Source organism: Pseudoalteromonas sp. DL2-H2.2 (assembly GCF_021532535.1).
GTDB lineage: Bacteria > Pseudomonadota > Gammaproteobacteria > Enterobacterales > Alteromonadaceae > Pseudoalteromonas > Pseudoalteromonas rubra_A.
The window spans coordinates 112,019-129,202 of the sequence record NZ_JAKGBD010000006.1 but is presented as its reverse complement, the minus strand read 5'-3'; the positions used below and the strand labels follow the sequence as shown (position 1 = coordinate 129,202).

The 17,184-nt window shown below is 48.0% G+C and carries 15 protein-coding genes; 12 read left to right on the top strand and 3 right to left on the bottom strand.

The genetic code is table 11. From position 1 onward, the window contains the following. Positions 1 to 35: 35 nt before the first annotated feature. Positions 36 to 1,709: an asparagine synthase B gene (gene asnB, locus L1285_RS12220; RefSeq protein WP_235412546.1), complete on the top strand. Its 1,674-nt coding sequence runs from the start codon at positions 36 to 38 to the stop codon at positions 1,707 to 1,709. Between the two features lie 51 nt (positions 1,710 to 1,760). On the opposite strand, the gene pssA is transcribed toward asnB, so the two are convergent. Beyond that, positions 1,761 to 3,086: a CDP-diacylglycerol--serine O-phosphatidyltransferase gene (gene pssA / locus L1285_RS12215; protein WP_235412545.1), complete on the bottom strand. Its 1,326-nt coding sequence runs from the start codon at positions 3,084 to 3,086 to the stop codon at positions 1,761 to 1,763. A gap of 258 nt (positions 3,087 to 3,344) precedes the next feature. Here pssA and trxB point away from each other — a divergent pair, with 258 nt between their 5' ends. The 4 genes from trxB (at position 3,345) to infA (ending at position 6,146) form a co-directional block, all read left to right on the top strand. Then, positions 3,345 to 4,298 (top strand): thioredoxin-disulfide reductase, encoded by a 954-nt coding sequence (gene trxB / locus L1285_RS12210; RefSeq protein WP_235412544.1) that lies wholly within the window; start codon positions 3,345 to 3,347, stop codon positions 4,296 to 4,298. A 123-nt stretch (positions 4,299 to 4,421) separates the two neighbouring features. Next, entirely contained in the window at positions 4,422 to 5,138 is a 717-nt protein-coding gene (gene aat, locus L1285_RS12205) for a leucyl/phenylalanyl-tRNA--protein transferase (protein WP_235412543.1), read from the top strand. After that, complete coding sequence (locus L1285_RS12200) at positions 5,131 to 5,835, top strand: arginyltransferase (protein WP_235412542.1); 705 nt, start codon at positions 5,131 to 5,133, stop codon at positions 5,833 to 5,835. Before aat ends, L1285_RS12200 begins: the two co-directional genes overlap by 8 nt. Positions 5,836 to 5,927: 92 nt before the next feature. Then, positions 5,928 to 6,146, top strand: a complete 219-nt coding sequence (gene infA / locus L1285_RS12195; protein WP_002962494.1) for a translation initiation factor IF-1 — start codon at positions 5,928 to 5,930, stop codon at positions 6,144 to 6,146. 104 nt (positions 6,147 to 6,250) lie between these two features. Here infA and clpA read toward each other — a convergent pair whose 3' ends face one another. Then, entirely contained in the window at positions 6,251 to 8,518 is a 2,268-nt protein-coding gene (gene clpA, locus L1285_RS12190) for an ATP-dependent Clp protease ATP-binding subunit ClpA (protein WP_235412541.1), read from the bottom strand. Positions 8,519 to 8,546: 28 nt separating this feature from the next. Continuing rightward, positions 8,547 to 8,864, bottom strand: a complete 318-nt coding sequence (gene clpS / locus L1285_RS12185; RefSeq protein WP_235412540.1) for an ATP-dependent Clp protease adapter ClpS — start codon at positions 8,862 to 8,864, stop codon at positions 8,547 to 8,549. 203 nt (positions 8,865 to 9,067) lie between these two features. Here clpS and cspD point away from each other — a divergent pair, with 203 nt between their 5' ends. The 7 genes from cspD (at position 9,068) to L1285_RS12150 (ending at position 17,131) form a co-directional block, all read left to right on the top strand. Next, positions 9,068 to 9,286 (top strand): cold shock domain-containing protein CspD, encoded by a 219-nt coding sequence (gene cspD, locus L1285_RS12180; RefSeq protein WP_046003210.1) that lies wholly within the window; start codon positions 9,068 to 9,070, stop codon positions 9,284 to 9,286. Positions 9,287 to 9,695: 409 nt separating this feature from the next. Continuing rightward, entirely contained in the window at positions 9,696 to 11,918 is a 2,223-nt protein-coding gene (locus tag L1285_RS12175; protein ID WP_235412539.1) for an NADP-dependent isocitrate dehydrogenase, read from the top strand. Positions 11,919 to 12,020: 102 nt separating this feature from the next. Continuing rightward, positions 12,021 to 12,680 carry an rRNA large subunit pseudouridine synthase E gene (locus tag L1285_RS12170; RefSeq protein ID WP_235412538.1) on the top strand — a complete coding sequence of 220 codons (660 nt, stop codon included), beginning with the start codon at positions 12,021 to 12,023 and terminating at the stop codon, positions 12,678 to 12,680. 107 nt (positions 12,681 to 12,787) lie between these two features. After that, positions 12,788 to 13,888, top strand: a complete 1,101-nt coding sequence (gene mnmA, locus L1285_RS12165) for a tRNA 2-thiouridine(34) synthase MnmA (protein WP_046003213.1) — start codon at positions 12,788 to 12,790, stop codon at positions 13,886 to 13,888. Beyond that, the gene (gene hflD / locus L1285_RS12160) at positions 13,888 to 14,490 is read left to right on the top strand and encodes a high frequency lysogenization protein HflD (protein WP_235412537.1); all 603 of its coding nucleotides are present in this window, start codon (positions 13,888 to 13,890) and stop codon (positions 14,488 to 14,490) included. Before mnmA ends, hflD begins: the two co-directional genes overlap by 1 nt. Before the next feature lie 35 nt (positions 14,491 to 14,525). Further along, positions 14,526 to 15,896, top strand: coding sequence for an adenylosuccinate lyase (gene purB / locus L1285_RS12155; RefSeq protein WP_235412536.1), 1,371 nt, complete (start codon positions 14,526 to 14,528; stop codon positions 15,894 to 15,896). 80 nt (positions 15,897 to 15,976) lie between these two features. Further along, a complete protein-coding gene (locus L1285_RS12150) occupies positions 15,977 to 17,131 on the top strand; it encodes a cupin domain-containing protein (protein WP_235412535.1) in 1,155 nt (384 codons plus the stop codon). Positions 17,132 to 17,184: the final 53 nt, after the last annotated feature.

The following is a 17,184-nucleotide window of genomic DNA, read 5'->3' as shown; positions in this document are numbered from 1 at the left end:
GCTCGACAATAATAGTTAACAGGAATGAGGTCATTATGTGTTCAATTTTTGGTGTGCTGGAGATTAAATCCGATCCGGCCATCCTGCGCGAGCAGGCAATAGAAATGTCTAAGCGATTACGCCACCGCGGACCCGACTGGTCCGGTGTTTACGCCAGTGATAAAGCCATCCTGGTACATGAGCGGCTCGCCATTGTTGGCGTATCCAGTGGTGCACAACCTTTGTACAACCCTGAGCGGACGCATATTCTCGCAGTCAACGGAGAAATCTATAACCACAAAGAACTGGCTCAGCAACTAAGCGTTCCCTTTACCTTCCAGACGCAGTCAGACTGTGAAGTATTACTGGCTTTGTACAAACAAAAAGGCCCGGAATTTTTAGACGACCTGAACGGGATTTTTGCCTTTTGTCTGTATGATGAACAAGAGGATGCCTATCTCATCGGTCGCGATCATATCGGCATTATCCCGCTTTACACTGGCCGCGATCAGCATGGTAATTTTTATGTTGCCAGCGAAATGAAAGCACTCACTCCCATCTGCAATCAGATTGAGGAGTTTCCACCTGGGCACTATCTGTATTCAAAAGAAGGAACCCTGCGCCCCTACTATCAGCGCGACTGGCAGCAATTCGACGCGGTGAAGGACAACGACGCCTCTGCGGACACGGTTAAAGCGGCTTTAGAAGCCGCCGTCAAACGCCAGCTGATGTGCGATGTGCCATACGGTGTACTACTCTCCGGAGGCCTGGATTCATCGGTGATTTCCGCCATCACCCAGCAGTTTGCAGCGCGGCGTATTGAAGATGACGACGCCACCGAAGCCTGGTGGCCCAAATTACACTCCTTTTCTATCGGTCTGGAGGGCTCCCCCGATCTGGCTGCGGCGCAGAAAGTCGCCGATCAGATTGGTACCGTGCATCACCCGATTCACTTTACAGTGCAACAAGGGATCGATGCCCTAAAGGAAGTCATTTACCACCTTGAAACCTATGACGTCACCACAGTCCGGGCGTCTACCCCAATGTATCTGATGGCGCGTTACATCAAAGCCATGGGGATAAAAATGGTGCTTTCAGGGGAAGGTGCCGATGAGTTGTTTGGGGGTTATTTGTATTTTCACAAGGCCCCCAACAGCCAGGAATTCCATGAAGAGCTCAATCGTAAAGTGTCTAAGCTGCATATGTTCGACTGCCTACGTGCCAACAAGTCGATGGCGGCCTGGGGCGTCGAAGCCAGGGTCCCCTTTCTGGATAAAGAATTTGTCGATATTGCCATGCGAACCAACCCCGAATACAAGATGTGTAAAGAAGGCCGCATTGAAAAGCATATCATCCGTGAAGCATTTGATGGTTATTTGCCTGACGACGTCTTGTGGCGTCAAAAGGAGCAATTCTCCGATGGGGTGGGATATTCCTGGATTGACTCTCTAAAAGAGTATGTCGACGAAAAGGTCAGCGACCAGGAGCTCGCCAGCGCCGAGTATCGCTTCCCTATCAACACACCCGACAGCAAAGAAGCCTACTACTACCGCTGTATCTTTGAGTCTCACTTTCCCGGTGATGCGGCGGCCAAATGCGTGCCTCATGGTAAATCGGTTGCCTGCTCCACACCCGAGGCGCTGGCCTGGGATGCATCGTTCGAGCAAAATGCCGATCCATCCGGGCGCGCAGCCAATGTGCACAGCCATGCCTATGACAACCAAAACTGACCTTCAATAGAAAAGTAGAAAGGGCCTGAAGGCCCTTTTTATTTAGATGATTTAAATGAATTTTTTGATGATAAAATCCACTTTTACCCGCTTTGCCTGGCCCAGGATTTTCTTGACTGGTGGCGGGTAGTCTTCGACAGTTTCGAGATCCTGCGCACCGGTCAACTTAGTGCAGTTGGCCAGAATCGCTTCGCGCTCGGCATTAATCGCCTGCTCCAGTTTCTGCTCGGGATCTTCTATCAAAATGCCATTTTCGATATCCAGGCCCCAGGCACGCGGATTTAGATTATGCCCGGTCATCAGATGTACCTGATTATCGCGGTTAATGCCCTTGAGATGAAATGAATTATTGCCATCACGCCACAGATACACATTAAGGTGTCCAGAGTTGATGTAGCGCTTTTGCGATTTCAGGAACTTGTACAAAATGGTTTCGTACAAATAAGGTAAAGCACCAATGCGGCTAAAGGGCTGATCTGGCGCGATGTAAAAATCATTCGCCGTTTTATCACCAATGACAATGGTGACTGTTTTACCCTCTTTGAGCAATCGGCGTAATGAGCGTAACAAAGGCGCCGGAAAGTTGAAGTAAGGCGTGTATAACAATAACTCACGCTCTGTGGTATCAAACAGCGCCTTAATCAAACGATTCAGTTTGTTGGTACGACGGCCAAAGCCCAAAAACGCACGCACGTTTAAACCATTCGTTGCCCTCGCAGCGCTCATGTCGTAATTTGCTTTCTTAAGCTGTTTCATCAGCTGCCTTTGCGCCACTTTTAGCTCAGAAAAGGGCTTAAGTGGACGCTGATCCAACCGTGGTACGGCCTCGCTGGACAACAAATAAGTATCCAGGAAATGACAAAAGCTGGCCGCCAGTGCTGGATTCTGGATCACAAAATAGCGGTCAAGGCGGTATTTATCGCCATGCTGCAAATACACATTATTGATACTGGCACCGCTGTACAATACGGTGTCATCGATCACGAACCCTTTAAGGTGCAGCACCCCAAACAGCTCTTTTGCCTTAACCGGCACGCCATATACTTTTACGTTAGAGCCAAACTCAGCTTGCATATCGCAATACAGTTTCGCATTGCCTTCAGACTTGGCCTCGCCTATTAACCCTCGCTGGGCGCGATGAAAATCAACCAGTACGTGAATTTGCAAATGCGGCCGCTGCGATGCCACATCATGTAGCGCAGCCAGAATTTCACGACCTGCCTCATCGTCTTGCAAATACAATGCGGTTAAGTAGATGCGATGTTGCGCACCCCGAATGAGCGATAACAGTTGCGTGCGATATTGCTTCGCATCAGTCAGTATTGCGCAACTTTGTGCTTCCAGTGCAAACCCAGGTTTATCCTGCCAAAATGCCATAACTACCTTTAAAAACAGACTAACGTCAAATAGACAGAGAAAAATTCCCTAGAACATAGCAAAAAAAAACTCTCAGGTCATGAAATACCGTTCATTTACGCGTTTGTGGCACAAATTGTCAGCAAGTACAGTATATTTGACAGCTTATGAATTTATAAAAAATCGATTTTTGTAATTTATTTTACTTCTGGCTTGAATTTCATAGAATCGGCAGCACTAACTAGAGAAGATAGAAGTTTACTTGTAGGAATTATTTAAATGAGTGATGCAAAACACTGCAAACTATTGATCCTGGGCTCCGGCCCTGCTGGCTACACAGCTGCTGTTTACGCCGCGCGTGCAAACCTGAACCCAGTACTTATCACGGGCATGCAGCAAGGTGGTCAGCTGACCACAACAACTGAAGTAGAAAACTGGCCGGGCGATGCCCACGGCCTGACAGGTCCTGCGCTGATGGACCGAATGAAAGAGCACGCTGAGCGCTTCGAGACTGAGATCATTTTTGATCACATCAATAAAGTGGATGTAACTAAGCGTCCTTTCACGCTAACGGGTGATCAGGGGACTTATACCTGTGATGCGTTGATCATTGCGACAGGCGCTTCTGCTAAGTACCTGGGCCTGGAATCTGAAACCAACTTCCAGGGTCGTGGTGTTTCAGCTTGTGCAACCTGTGACGGATTCTTCTATCGCGGGCAAAAAGTGGCGGTTGTTGGCGGTGGTAACACAGCGGTTGAAGAAGCCCTTTACCTGTCAAACATTGCTGAAGAAGTCCACGTGATCCACAGACGAGATACTTTCCGCAGCGAAAAGATCCTGTCTGACCGTCTGATGGAAAAAGCAAACAACGGTAACGTGGTTCTGCACCTGAACAAAACTCTGGACGAAGTACTGGGTGACGAAATGGGCGTAACTGGCACTCGCATCAAAGATACAGACTCAGATGCGACTGAACAGCTTGACCTTGCTGGTGTCTTTATTGCCATTGGCCATAAACCAAATACCGACATGTTTGCCGGCCAGCTGGAAATGAAAGACGGCTACCTGGTTGTACAATCAGGCCTGAACGGCAATGCCACGCAAACCAGCGTTGAAGGTGTGTTCGCCGCAGGTGATGTGTCTGACCATATTTATCGTCAGGCAATTACCTCGGCAGGCACGGGCTGTATGGCTGCCCTGGATGCTGAGCGTTACTTAGATAATCTTAAGTAACAAAGGCTTGAAGACGTGCGCTTACTTGCACGTCTTCAATCATAAAATCCCCACGCCACACCAAAAATAGGTTAAACTAACGTCATCCCTGAGGTTTTTAGTTTGTAATTCAGAACCGCGAATATGACTCAGCAATTGTTTCACCTGTCTTCAACCGACTTTATTTTCCCCCCCTGCCATTTTGCACTAAAAGACCCCGATGGCCTACTCGCTATTGGCGGATGCCTGAGTACCGCAAGACTGCGCCGCGCTTATCAGCAAGGCATTTTTCCCTGGTTTAATGAACGTGAGCCGATCATGTGGTGGACGCCCAGTGAGCGAGGAATTTTGGAGCTAAATGAGTTTCATGTAAGCCGTTCACTGAAAAAAACAGCGCGCAAACTGGCGCCAAAAATTACCGTTAACAGCGCATTTGAGCAAGTCATTAAGGCATGCAGAGAACAGCGGCTGGATAAGGAAGGTACCTGGATAAACAGTGCCATGCTCGGCGCTTATCTTAAAGGACATGAAGAGGGGTTCGTACACAGTGTCGAAGTGTGGCATGAAGAGGCCTTGATTGGTGGCTTGTATGGTGTAATGTTAAATGGCGTTTTTTGCGGTGAATCAATGTTCTATCGCATACCCGACGCCTCTAAGCTGGCGATGTGGGCTTTGGTTAACTGGCTTAAAAGGCATAATGCCCATTTTATAGATTGTCAGCTGGAAAACCCTTATTTGCTGTCTTTAGGTGCAAAAGTCATTTCAAGAAAAGAATTTTTAGCTAAACTTAAAGCAGCAAGCCATTATCAAGTGCCTGAAACGATGTGGCATCCGCAACCACTGAGGGCGATATATGACTGAACATTTCCCTTCAAAAATTGGCCTGAGCCAGCAGTTTGATTGCAGCTACCTGGCTGATAAGAAAGAACAGCTATTGGTGATTCTGGATAGCAACTGCTATACACCGTCACGCTTTGAGACCTTGCTTTCGTTTGGTTTTCGCCGCAGCGGTGACCAAATATATCGTCCTCACTGCCCTGCGTGCCATGCCTGTCAGTCGGTGCGGGTGCTGGCCGACGCCTATGTGCCCTCACGCTCACAAAAACGCAAGTGGAATAAAATAAACTCAGAATTTCGCTTCGAGTACAACACTCAGGAGCAGGCTGATTATTACCAGTTATACGAAAAGTACATCACCATGCGCCATAGTGACGGCTCTATGTATCCGCCTAACCGGTTGCAGTATGAAAGCTTCTTATTTTGTCGTTGGCTGCCCATCACCTTTATTGAACTCTGGCACAAAGAGCAATTGATAGCGGTTGCGGTGACCGATACCATGCCAACCGCTTTGTCCGCCATCTATACTTTTTTTGACCCCGACTACGCTGATTTAAGCCTGGGTACTGTGATGATCATGGCGCAATTGGAGTTTGCACGCCAGCATGCCAAAGCCTATCTCTATCTTGGCTATCAGATAGATGCCTGCCCCAAAATGCGCTACAAGCAGCAATATTTGCCTGCACAACAGTTCAAAAGTGATGTCTGGGTCAACATTTAGATTACAAAAATAAGCGCTCCTGCCTTTACTTATCGCGCGCTTTTCGGCAAAATCTGCACCGTTAAACTTATCAAAGAGGTGATACGCTCCCCATGGCGAAAGAAGACGTTATTGAAATGCAAGGCACGGTCCTTGACACTTTACCAAATACTATGTTCCGTGTTGAATTGGAAAATGGTCACGTAGTTGTGGCACATATCTCTGGCAAAATGCGCAAAAACTACATCCGTATTTTGACCGGTGACAAGGTGACTGTTGAAATGACACCTTATGATCTGAGCAAAGGACGTATCGTCTTCCGCGCGCGTTAATTCGCCCAGCTCAGATACGCTTACCCATCAGGTAACCGTGGACAAGAGACGATTAAAACAAAAAGCCCGGCTAGTGCCGGGCTTTTTGTTGTTTGGCCGTTATATTAAGCAGGCTCAGCCACATTGGACTCAAACTTAAATGACAGCTTCTTATCTTTAACCGAGATAGTAACCGTTCCCCCGTCTACCAGCTCACCAAACAAGATCTCGTTGGCCAGTGGCTTCTTAAGGTTATCCTGTATGACCCTCGCCATAGGACGCGCCCCCATCGACTTATCGTAGCCGATATCTGCTAACCAGTCTCTGGCTTCATTGGTCAAATCAAGGCAAACTGACTTCTTATCCAGTTGCGCCTGAAGCTCAACAATAAATTTATCAACAACCTGCAAAATAACGTCTTTTTCAAGGTGGTTGAACCAAATAATGTTATCCAGACGGTTTCTGAATTCAGGTGTAAATACCTTGTTGATCTCAACCATGGCATCGTGCGAATGGTCCTGCTCCTGGAAGCCAATAGACTGACGCACCGTTTCCTGCACACCCGCATTGGTTGTCATTACCACAATCACATTACGAAAATCGGCTTTACGACCATTGTTATCGGTCAGCGTGCCATGATCCATCACCTGCAACAGAATGTTGTAAATGTCTGGGTGGGCTTTTTCGATTTCGTCCAGCAGTACCACAGAGTGTGGGTGTTTGATCACTGAATCTGTCAGCAAACCGCCCTGTTCAAAACCAACATAGCCCGGAGGCGCACCAATTAATCGACTCACCGCGTGGCGCTCTGAATACTCAGACATATCAAAACGCACGAACTCTATGCCCATACACTTCGCCAGCTGCTTGGTCACCTCAGTTTTACCCACACCAGTAGGTCCGGCAAACAGGAATGAGCCTATAGGCTTGTCCTCACTGCCAAGGCCTGAGCGTGACAAACGGATCGCCGAAGTCAGCGCGTCGATTGACTCATCCTGACCGAACACCAGCATCTTCAGGTTACGGTCCAGGTTCTTAAGCACCTCTTTATCGCTGGAAGACACATTCTGCTGCGGAATACGCGCAATCTTAGAGACAATTTGTTCTATGTCTGCAACACCAATGGTTTTCTTGCGCCGCGAGGCAGGCAACAGACGCTGGTTGGCACCGGCTTCATCAATCACATCAATAGCTTTATCAGGCAAGTGCCGTTCATTAATGTATTTTGCACTCAGCTCAGCAGCTGCCTTCAAGGCTTTCTGTGTATAACGAATGCCGTGATGTTCCTCGTAACGCTCTTTCAGGCCGCTAAGGATCTTGGCAGTATCGGCAACACTCGGCTCTACAATATCAATTTTCTGGAAACGACGTACCAGAGCACGGTCTTTTTCAAAAATATTTTTGAATTCGGAGTAAGTGGTTGACCCCAGGCAACGTAGTTGGCCACTCGACAATAATGGTTTGATCAGGTTTGAGGCGTCCATCACGCCACCCGATGCCGCCCCCGCACCTATGATGGTGTGGATCTCATCGATGAATAAAATCGCATTGGGCTTTGCTTGTAATTCTTTGAGCAAAGCTTTAAAACGTTTTTCAAAGTCACCACGATACTTAGTACCGGCCAGTAAAGCCCCCATATCAAGTGAATACACCACCGCATCAGCAATCACATCAGGCACCAGCTCATTGACAATACGATAAGCCAGCCCTTCGGCGATAGCCGTTTTACCAACCCCGGCCTCGCCGACCAATAATGGGTTGTTTTTCTTTCTGCGGCATAAGACCTGAATGGTCCTTTCCACTTCCTGATCGCGCCCGACCAGCGGATCAATTTGTCCGGCTTTGGCCAGCACATTCAAATTGGCTGTAAAGTTCTCCAGTTTGGTTTTTTCTTCTGACGCTGTTTCATGACTTTCTTCATGCGCTTCTTCATTGTCTTCTGGCTCAGCTTCATCGTCAGATTTAGAAATGCCATGGCTGATATAGTTAACAATATCCAGGCGGCTCACATCTGCTTTTTTCAGCAGATAAACAGCCTGACTTTCTTGCTCAGAGAAAATCGCCACCAGCACGTTTACACCGGTCACTTCGTTGCGACCAGATGATTGCACATGGAAAACCGCACGTTGTAAAACACGCTGAAAACCCAATGTAGGCTGCGTTTCGCGGTCTTCTTCCAAGTCTGGAATTACCGGAGTCGTCTCATCAATGAACTCCGACAGTTCCCGTTTTAGCCCTTCTGTGTCAACGCCACAAGCGTTCAATGCTTCACTGGCGGACGGGTTATCAATCAATGCGAGCAGTAAATGTTCTACCGTCATAAATTCGTGACGACGATTTCTTGCCTCACGAAATGCGGTATTCAGAGTAATTTCTAAGTCTTTATTTAGCATTGGCAACCCCCAACGAGAATATATAAGGTCATTCCTGCTCACAACTACAGAGCAGCGGGTGCTCGTTATCCCGAGCATATCGATTTACCTGCTCAGCCTTTGTATGGGCGATGTCGGCAGGGTACAGTCCACATACCGCTTTTCCCTCGTGATGTACTTTCAACATCACATCAGTTGCTCTTTCGCTATCCATATTGAAAAATGTCATTAAAACTTCAATGACAAAATCCATAGGTGTGTAATCGTCATTGTTTAAAATCACTTTGTACTTGCGCGGCGGTTGCAACTTTTGTTTCTGTTCCTCGCGGACCGCGTCAACCACACCAGATTCGTTTGTCCCACTCATAAAATATAGTCTTGTCTTATCAACTCAAGCAACTTGAATTGAAAAATAAATAAATTGTTAAAAAATCGCTTTAAAAACTTGACTGTCTGGCCAAATAAACTACAGTCTTTACCTAGCTGGACATATTAATCATATGGGCAGCTTAGCAAATTTCAAAGGTTAGATTAACTTAATTTAGTCAACTTATAGAAGGATGTAGAAGTATGGCTTGCGGAAAAGTCAAATGGTTCAACAATGCCAAAGGGTTTGGTTTCATCGTAGAAGACGGCAGCGAAGAAGATATCTTTGCCCATTACTCCACGATTGTAATGGATGGATACAAAACGCTTAAAGCTGGTCAGGATGTAACATTCGATCTGCAAGAAGGTCCCAAAGGCCTGCACGCTACCAACATCGCACCGCTTGCGGACGAAGTTGTGTAGGATTGCAATATCTTGGCACACTCAAAGCGGGTTACATTTGTTGCTCGCTTAATCCCTTTCATCAATTAGTCTCATTTCTTCCATCTTAGTTCATAAAATTTTATATCTTTATTAAATTGCATTAGCGACTTAGTCATTTGGTTGATACAATCCCCGCCGGTGTCAAACGAGCCAACTGATCTGGTATGCCAAAAGGTACGTCAGGTGTGTTAGATATTTTTATTGTGCCTGTGAGTAACAATACCTAACAAACTTGCTATATGCCGAACTCAATCATCAGTTTGATGACCTCTTATTGTGGTCAACAAACTGATGGTTGAATAAAGATCGTGTATGCGGATACGTCCTTGAATAGCAAGCTTTTGCTTTGTTGAACGGCTATTTAGCCCTAAACTATCTAGGAATGATGATGACATCAAAAATTATTTACACTAAAACAGATGAAGCGCCGGCTCTGGCAACTTATTCTTTATTGCCAGTTATCCAGGCTTACACCAAAGCGGCTGGTGTTGAAGTTGAAACCCGTGATATTTCACTGGCGGGCCGTGTCATTGCTAACTTCCCAGAATTTCTGAGCGAAGAGCAACGAATTGGTGACGCCCTGGCAGAGCTGGGCGAGCTGGCTAAAACGCCAGAAGCCAATATCATCAAACTCCCTAATATCAGTGCGTCTATCCCTCAGTTAAAAGCTACTATCAAAGAGCTTCAGGAAAAAGGCTATGCCCTGCCTGACTACCCGGAAGAGCCAAAAGACGACAAAGAAGCGCAGATCAAAGCAACGTACGACAAGATCAAAGGTAGTGCGGTAAACCCGGTACTGCGTGAAGGTAACTCTGACCGTCGTGCACCTGCCTCTGTTAAAGCGTATGCGCGCAAAAACCCACACTCAATGGGTGCCTGGTCGAAAGACTCACAATCTTATGTTGCCAGCATGAGCGAAGGTGATTTCTTTGGCTCTGAGCAGTCAACCACCATCGCCGAAGCGACCGATGTTCGCATCGAGCACGTTGCTGCTGACGGCACAGTGTCTGTCCTTAAGCAAAGCACACCTTTGCTTGCTGGTGAAATCATTGATGCGTCACGCATGAGCGTTAAAGCACTACGCAGCTTCCTGGAAGCTGAAGTAGAAGCTGCCAAAGAAAAAGGCGTATTGTTCTCACTGCACATGAAAGCCACTATGATGAAGGTCTCTGATCCAATCATCTTCGGCCACGCTGTAAAAGTCTTCTATAAAGAAGTATTTGCCAAGCACAGCGAAACTTTCGAAAAGTTGGGTGTAGATGTTAACAATGGTATCGGCGACGTTTATAACAAGCTGGCCAACCTGGACGACGCAAAACGCGCAGAAATCGAAGCCGATCTGGCTGCGGTTTATGATGTACGTCCAAGCATCGCTATGGTTGATTCTGATCGTGGCATCACTAACCTGCATGTACCAAGCGATGTGATCATCGATGCGTCAATGCCTGCAGCTATCCGTACCAGCGGTCAAATGTGGAATGCTGAAGGTAAGCAACAAGACACCAGCTTTGTGATCCCGGACCGTTGCTACTCTGGCGTTTACCAGGCAACAATCGAGTTCTGTAAAGAGCACGGTGCATTTGACCCGCGTACTATGGGCACTATCCCTAACGTTGGTCTGATGGCACAAAAGGCCGAAGAATACGGTTCACACGACAAAACATTCGAAGCACCTGCAGCAGGTCAAATCCGCGTGGTTGACCAGGCTGGTAACGTATTGCTGCAACACGACGTTGAGCAAGGCGATATCTGGCGTATGTGTCAGGTAAAAGATGCGCCTATCAAAGACTGGGTTAAGCTGGCGGTTAACCGTTCACGCGCTTCTAATACTCCTGCGGTATTCTGGTTGAACGAAAACCGTGCACACGATGCAGAACTAATAAAGAAAGTAAATGCCTACCTGCCAGAGCATGACACTGACGGCCTGGAAATTCACATCCTGGCACCAGTTGAAGCCACTCAGTTCTCACTGGCACGTATGAAAGACGGCAAAGACACTATCTCTGTAACGGGTAACGTTTTACGTGACTACCTGACAGACTTGTTCCCAATCCTTGAGCTGGGCACCAGTGCGAAAATGTTGTCTATCGTACCACTGATGAATGGCGGCGGCCTGTTCGAAACAGGTGCGGGCGGCTCAGCACCTAAGCACGTTCAGCAGTTCGAAAAAGAAAACCACCTGCGCTGGGATTCACTGGGTGAGTTCCTGGCACTGGCAGCGTCTCTTGAACACCTGAGCCAGGCAACTGGTAACAGCAAGGCACAAGTACTGGCTGATACTCTGGATGCAGCAACCGGTAAATTCCTGGACGAGAACAAGTCTCCTTCACGTAAAGTGAAAGAACTGGATAACCGCGGCAGCCACTTCTATCTGGCTATGTACTGGGCACAAGCACTGGCTGAGCAAACGCAAGATGCAGAGCTACAAGCCAAGTTTACCAACGTTGCGAAAGGTCTGACAGACAACGAAACGGCCATCGTCAGCGAGCTGAACGATGTGCAGGGTCAGGCCATGAATATCGGCGGCTACTTCCAGCCAAACGAAGCGCTGGCAGCTGAAGCGATGCGCCCGAGTAAAACATTTAACGACGTACTAGCCAGCATAGCTTAATTCGTTACGTGTTCAAAAAAGGTGGCCCAACGGCCACCTTTTTTATTTAGCGCTAATTTTTGCTACACTCCCGCCATTGCACTATTAGCTAACTTCATCATTATGCCCGCTCCGCGTCCGAAAACCCGAACACATACAGCAAAACCAGGTCATGCTAAGCGCCCTACCAATAAGCGCTCCGGCTCTAAACGAACTATCAAACCAAAGCTTTCGCCAGATCAGGTCAAGGTCGTACTATTTAACAAGCCGTTTGATGTTTTATGTCAGTTTACCGACGACCAAAACCGTCAAACCCTCGCCGATTTTATTGACATCAAAGAAGTCTATGCCGCAGGGCGGCTTGACCGTGATAGCGAGGGCCTGTTGTTACTGACTAACTGCGGCCGCTTGCAGCACAAACTCACTGAACCGGGCAAAAAAACCGATAAAACCTACTGGGTTCAGGTCGAGGGCGAACCGGATGAAACGGCATTGCAGGCACTGCGTGACGGCGTCACACTTAAAGACGGCCCTACCCGCCCCGCTAAAGTCAGCCTGATCTGTGCACCAACTGTTTGGCCACGCAATCCGCCGATCCGCGAGCGGAAAAATATTCCAACCAGCTGGCTCGAGATCACCATCTCCGAAGGTCGCAATCGTCAGGTTAGACGGATGACCGCTCATGTTGGTCATCCGACGCTGCGACTTATTCGCTACCGGATCGGACCCTACACACTGGATGGAATTGAAAATGGCCACTATAAGGTGGTGAAAGCCTCGTGATCCGGCCACGAAAAACTCGTGATTAATCGGCCCGCGACTTCCGGGCACCTTGATTTACATGCTATAATGCAGCTCACTTTTTTGTAATTAAAATACACAGCGAGTTTATGAGCGATAACAGTCAAATTAAAGTCATCGTCGGTATGTCCGGCGGCGTAGATTCCTCCGTTTCAGCCTACCTGCTTAAACAGCAAGGTTATCAGGTTGAAGGCCTGTTCATGAAGAACTGGGAAGAAGACGATAATGACGAATACTGTGCCGCTGCTGAAGATTTAAAAGATGCTCAGGCTGTGTGCGACAAACTAGGTATTGAGCTACATACCGTCAACTTTGCCGCAGAATACTGGGACAATGTATTCGAGTACTTTCTTGCCGAATACAAAGCCGGCCGTACGCCAAACCCGGATATCATGTGCAACAAAGAAATCAAATTTAAGGCATTTCTTGAGTTTGCAGCCGAGGCACTGGGCGCCGATTATATTGCGACGGGTCACTATGTGCGTCGTGAAGAGCGCGATGGCAAGTTTGCCATGTTGCGCGGACTGGACAACAACAAAGACCAGAGCTACTTCCTGTACACGCTCAGCCACGAGCACGTAGCGCAAACCTTGTTCCCGGTTGGCAATATTGAAAAACCAGAAGTACGCCGTATTGCAGAAGAACAAGATCTGATCACCCACGACAAGAAAGACAGTACCGGCATTTGCTTTATTGGTGAACGCAAGTTCAAAGACTTCCTGCAAAAATTCTTGCCAGCACAGCCTGGCAAAATTGAAGACAGCGAAGGCAACCATGTCGGTGAACATGAAGGCCTGATGTATCACACTTTGGGCCAGCGCAAAGGCCTGCTGATCGGAGGCATGAAAGAAGGTTCAGGTGAGCCCTGGTATGTCGTCGACAAAGACGTGGAGCGCAATGTGCTGGTCGTTGGACAAGGCAAAAACCACCCTCGCCTGTTCAGCAATGGACTCAACGCCAACCAGTTGCACTGGGTTGATCGAGTAGGCCCGCAAGGCACCACACGTTGTACGGTTAAAACCCGTTACCGCCAGGAAGATATTCCATGTACCCTGCTGGTAGGTCAAGATGGTATGGCTCGGGTACTGTTCGATGAGCCGCAAAAAGCGGTAACACCAGGTCAGTCTGCCGTGTTTTATTTAGATGACGTCTGCCTGGGTGGCGGTATTATTGAGTCGGTGATCAAGTAATGCAACGTGAAGTCGTGATCCCGCTGGCAGCCATGTGTCAGATAGCCAAGCTTGTGCAAAAATGTGCCCGCTATGGCACTTTTAATCGTTATGAAGCGGACAGCTTGCTAAAAAGTATTACCATTACATCGCCAAAAAACCCACAAGATGTCTATGAAGATCCCAATGCTGTGAAGCAAGGCTGTCGCGCGCTGATTGATCAGCTGAGCGCACAAGGCGAAAAAGACGTCGAAATGGTTAAATACGTTGGCAGCCTGATGCAGCTAGAGCGTGCCCTGTCCGCCAACGACAAGGCTATGTCGGAACTTGGCAAACGTATCGAACAGCTCGACAGACAGTTACAACATTTCGACATTGTTGATGAGCAAATCATTGGGGCACTGGCGGATATTTACAGCCAGGTCGTGAGTCCGGTTGGGCCGAAAATTCAAATTTTTGGTAAACCCGAGTTGCTCAAACAATCCAATGTACAACATCAGATCCGGGCCCTGCTGTTGGCCGGGATCCGCAGTGCAGTGCTGTGGCGTCAGCTCGGTGGTAAGCGTCGTCAGTTCTTCTTTGCGAAGAAGAAAATTATTGCTGCTGCACAAAGTTATATTTAAATATCGTTCAAAAAACCAATTAGTTAGGAGAAGTTATGGAGCTTTCGGCGTTAACCGCTATCTCTCCAGTGGATGGCCGCTATGGTAGCAAAACCAGTGAGCTGAGAAGTATTTTCAGTGAGTTCGGCCTGATCAAGTACCGCGTAACCGTTGAAGTGCGTTGGCTACAAGCCCTGGCCCAGGCCGCTGCAATCAACGAAGTTCCGGCTTTCAGTGAGCAGGCAAATGCCCTGCTCGACAGCATTGTTGATAACTTCAGCGAAGCCGATGCACAGCGAGTCAAAGAGATTGAGCGCACCACCAACCATGACGTTAAAGCCGTTGAGTATCTGCTAAAAGAGAAAGTGGCCGACAACGCTGAGCTTCAGGCTGTTAACGAGTTCATTCACTTTGCCTGTACCTCAGAAGACATTAACAACCTATCGCATGGTCTGATGCTCAGTGAAGCACGCGACCAGGTGCTACTGCCCTACTGCGATAAGTTACTTGCTGCCATTAAAGAAAAAGCAATTGAATATAAATCGGTCGCTATGATGACCCGTACCCACGGTCAGCCTGCTTCTCCTTCTACTATGGGTAAGGAATTCGCCAACGTCTATGTACGCCTGCAACGTCAGCGCGAGCAAATCGCCAACGTTCAGATCCTGGGCAAAATCAATGGCGCCGTTGGTAACTACAATGCTCACCTGAGCGCATACCCAGACTATGACTGGCACGCGCATGCAGAGCAGTTTGTCACTAGCCTGGGCCTGAGCTGGAATGCGTTTACTACACAAATTGAGCCGCACGATTATATCGCTGAGCTGTTCGATGCAGTGGCACGTTTCAACACCATTTTGCTCGACTTTGACCGTGACGTTTGGGGCTACATTGCACTGAGCCACTTCAAGCAAAAAACCATTGCAGGTGAAATCGGCTCATCAACCATGCCGCATAAAGTAAACCCAATTGACTTCGAAAACTCAGAAGGCAACCTGGGCATTGCGAATGCTATCTTCACTCACCTTGCACAAAAGCTACCAGTATCTCGCTGGCAGCGTGACCTGACTGACTCAACAGTACTGCGTAACCTGGGTGTTGGTATGGGTTATACCCTGATCGCCTACCAGGCAACGCTTAAAGGGATCAGCAAACTGGAAGTCAATGCCGATCGCCTGCTGGCTGAGCTGGATGACAACTGGGAGCTACTTGCAGAGCCAATCCAGACAGTAATGCGTAAATATGGTATCGAAAAACCATATGAGAAGCTAAAAGAGCTGACACGTGGCAAGCGCGTTAACCAGGAAATCATGGCTGAGTTTATAGATGGTTTAGACCTGCCAGAGCAAGTAAAAGCTGACATGAAGCTAATGACGCCAGCCAACTATATTGGCCGCGCCGAAGCCTTCATCGATGAGCTAAACTAAACTGAGTTAATCTCACCTAAGTCTGAGAAGCGAAAGTTGCGGCGCAGTGCCGAACTTTCGCTTTTTTATTGGAGCCCTTTATGTATCAGCTATCTCTCAATGCCCTCACCGAGGCAGCTTTCCTTACTCAGTATTGGCAAAAAAAACCGCTACTTATCAAACAAGGCTTTCAGGACTTTAGCGATCCGCTGTCGCCAGAAGAGCTGGCCGGTCTGGCAATGGAAGAAAACATAGAGTCGCGTATCGTCACTAATCATGACAATCACTGGGACGCACATCACGGACCGTTTGAAGATTTCTCTTTGCTTACAGAGCAACATAGTACGTTACTGGTACAAGCGGTTGACCATTGGCATCCACAGGCGGCGACTTTACTTGAGCCCTTTCGGTTTATTCCAAACTGGCGAATTGATGACTTAATGATCAGCTTTTCAACGCCCGGAGGCGGTGTTGGTCCGCACCTCGACCAGTACGATGTGTTTATTATTCAGGGCCAGGGCAAACGACGCTGGCGTGTCGGCATGCCCGATGCAAGCCTGAAGCAATTTGCTCAAAACAAGAGTTTATTGCAGGTAGAACAGTTTGAAGCCATCATAGATGCCGAACTGGAACCCGGAGACATCTTATATATTCCGCCCGGTTGCCCCCACGAAGGGTATGCGGTTGAAAATGCCCTGAACTATTCCGTCGGGTTCAGAGCGCCGGATCAGAAAGACCTGCTCTCCAGTCTCGCCGATCATTTGATTGACTCAGAGTTGGGTACGCAACGTTACAACGACCCGGACCTTACAATACGTGATTCCTTAGGTGAAATCAGCAGCCAGGATAAAGGGAAGATCCGTACCATGCTAGAGTCCGTATTACACAACAGTGAGATATTCGACGAGTGGCTCGGGCGCACCCTGAGTGAGCCGAAGCACGAGATGGACTTAGCGCCATTAGACCCACCACTGTCAGTGGAATCCTTGCTGGAAGATATTACACCTGAAGATATTTTGGTACGCTCTGGTGGTGTCAGAGCTTTGTACCAGGTAACGACACAAGCCGTACTCCTGAGCGTGAACGGGCAAAATTTTGCTTTGCCTTTAGAGGTCTTACCAGCGGTTAAAAAGCTGACAGATCAAAACAATACCCCCATATCTGCATTATTAGACTGCATTGACTGTTTGGAATTTAAACAAACTTTAACTACGCTTATAAACGATGGGTCCTTTTACATTGAGGACTGGGTGTAATTACCTGAATCTAAGGGTTAGTCACACAATAATAGGCATCGGCAAAGTCGGTG

What these genes read in the sequence shown, in the direction of transcription:
- asnB (WP_235412546.1), top strand. Translation starts at nt 36, where the DNA reads ATGTGTTCAATTTTTGGTGTGCTGGAGATTAAATCCGATCCGGCCATC.
- pssA (WP_235412545.1), bottom strand. Translation starts at nt 3,086, where the DNA reads ATGGCATTTTGGCAGGATAAACCTGGGTTTGCACTGGAAGCACAAAGT.
- trxB (WP_235412544.1), top strand. Translation starts at nt 3,345, where the DNA reads ATGAGTGATGCAAAACACTGCAAACTATTGATCCTGGGCTCCGGCCCT.
- aat (WP_235412543.1), top strand. Translation starts at nt 4,422, where the DNA reads ATGACTCAGCAATTGTTTCACCTGTCTTCAACCGACTTTATTTTCCCC.
- L1285_RS12200 (WP_235412542.1), top strand. Translation starts at nt 5,131, where the DNA reads ATGACTGAACATTTCCCTTCAAAAATTGGCCTGAGCCAGCAGTTTGAT.
- infA (WP_002962494.1), top strand. Translation starts at nt 5,928, where the DNA reads ATGGCGAAAGAAGACGTTATTGAAATGCAAGGCACGGTCCTTGACACT.
- clpA (WP_235412541.1), bottom strand. Translation starts at nt 8,518, where the DNA reads ATGCTAAATAAAGACTTAGAAATTACTCTGAATACCGCATTTCGTGAG.
- clpS (WP_235412540.1), bottom strand. Translation starts at nt 8,864, where the DNA reads ATGAGTGGGACAAACGAATCTGGTGTGGTTGACGCGGTCCGCGAGGAA.
- cspD (WP_046003210.1), top strand. Translation starts at nt 9,068, where the DNA reads ATGGCTTGCGGAAAAGTCAAATGGTTCAACAATGCCAAAGGGTTTGGT.
- L1285_RS12175 (WP_235412539.1), top strand. Translation starts at nt 9,696, where the DNA reads ATGACATCAAAAATTATTTACACTAAAACAGATGAAGCGCCGGCTCTG.
- L1285_RS12170 (WP_235412538.1), top strand. Translation starts at nt 12,021, where the DNA reads ATGCCCGCTCCGCGTCCGAAAACCCGAACACATACAGCAAAACCAGGT.
- mnmA (WP_046003213.1), top strand. Translation starts at nt 12,788, where the DNA reads ATGAGCGATAACAGTCAAATTAAAGTCATCGTCGGTATGTCCGGCGGC.
- hflD (WP_235412537.1), top strand. Translation starts at nt 13,888, where the DNA reads ATGCAACGTGAAGTCGTGATCCCGCTGGCAGCCATGTGTCAGATAGCC.
- purB (WP_235412536.1), top strand. Translation starts at nt 14,526, where the DNA reads ATGGAGCTTTCGGCGTTAACCGCTATCTCTCCAGTGGATGGCCGCTAT.
- L1285_RS12150 (WP_235412535.1), top strand. Translation starts at nt 15,977, where the DNA reads ATGTATCAGCTATCTCTCAATGCCCTCACCGAGGCAGCTTTCCTTACT.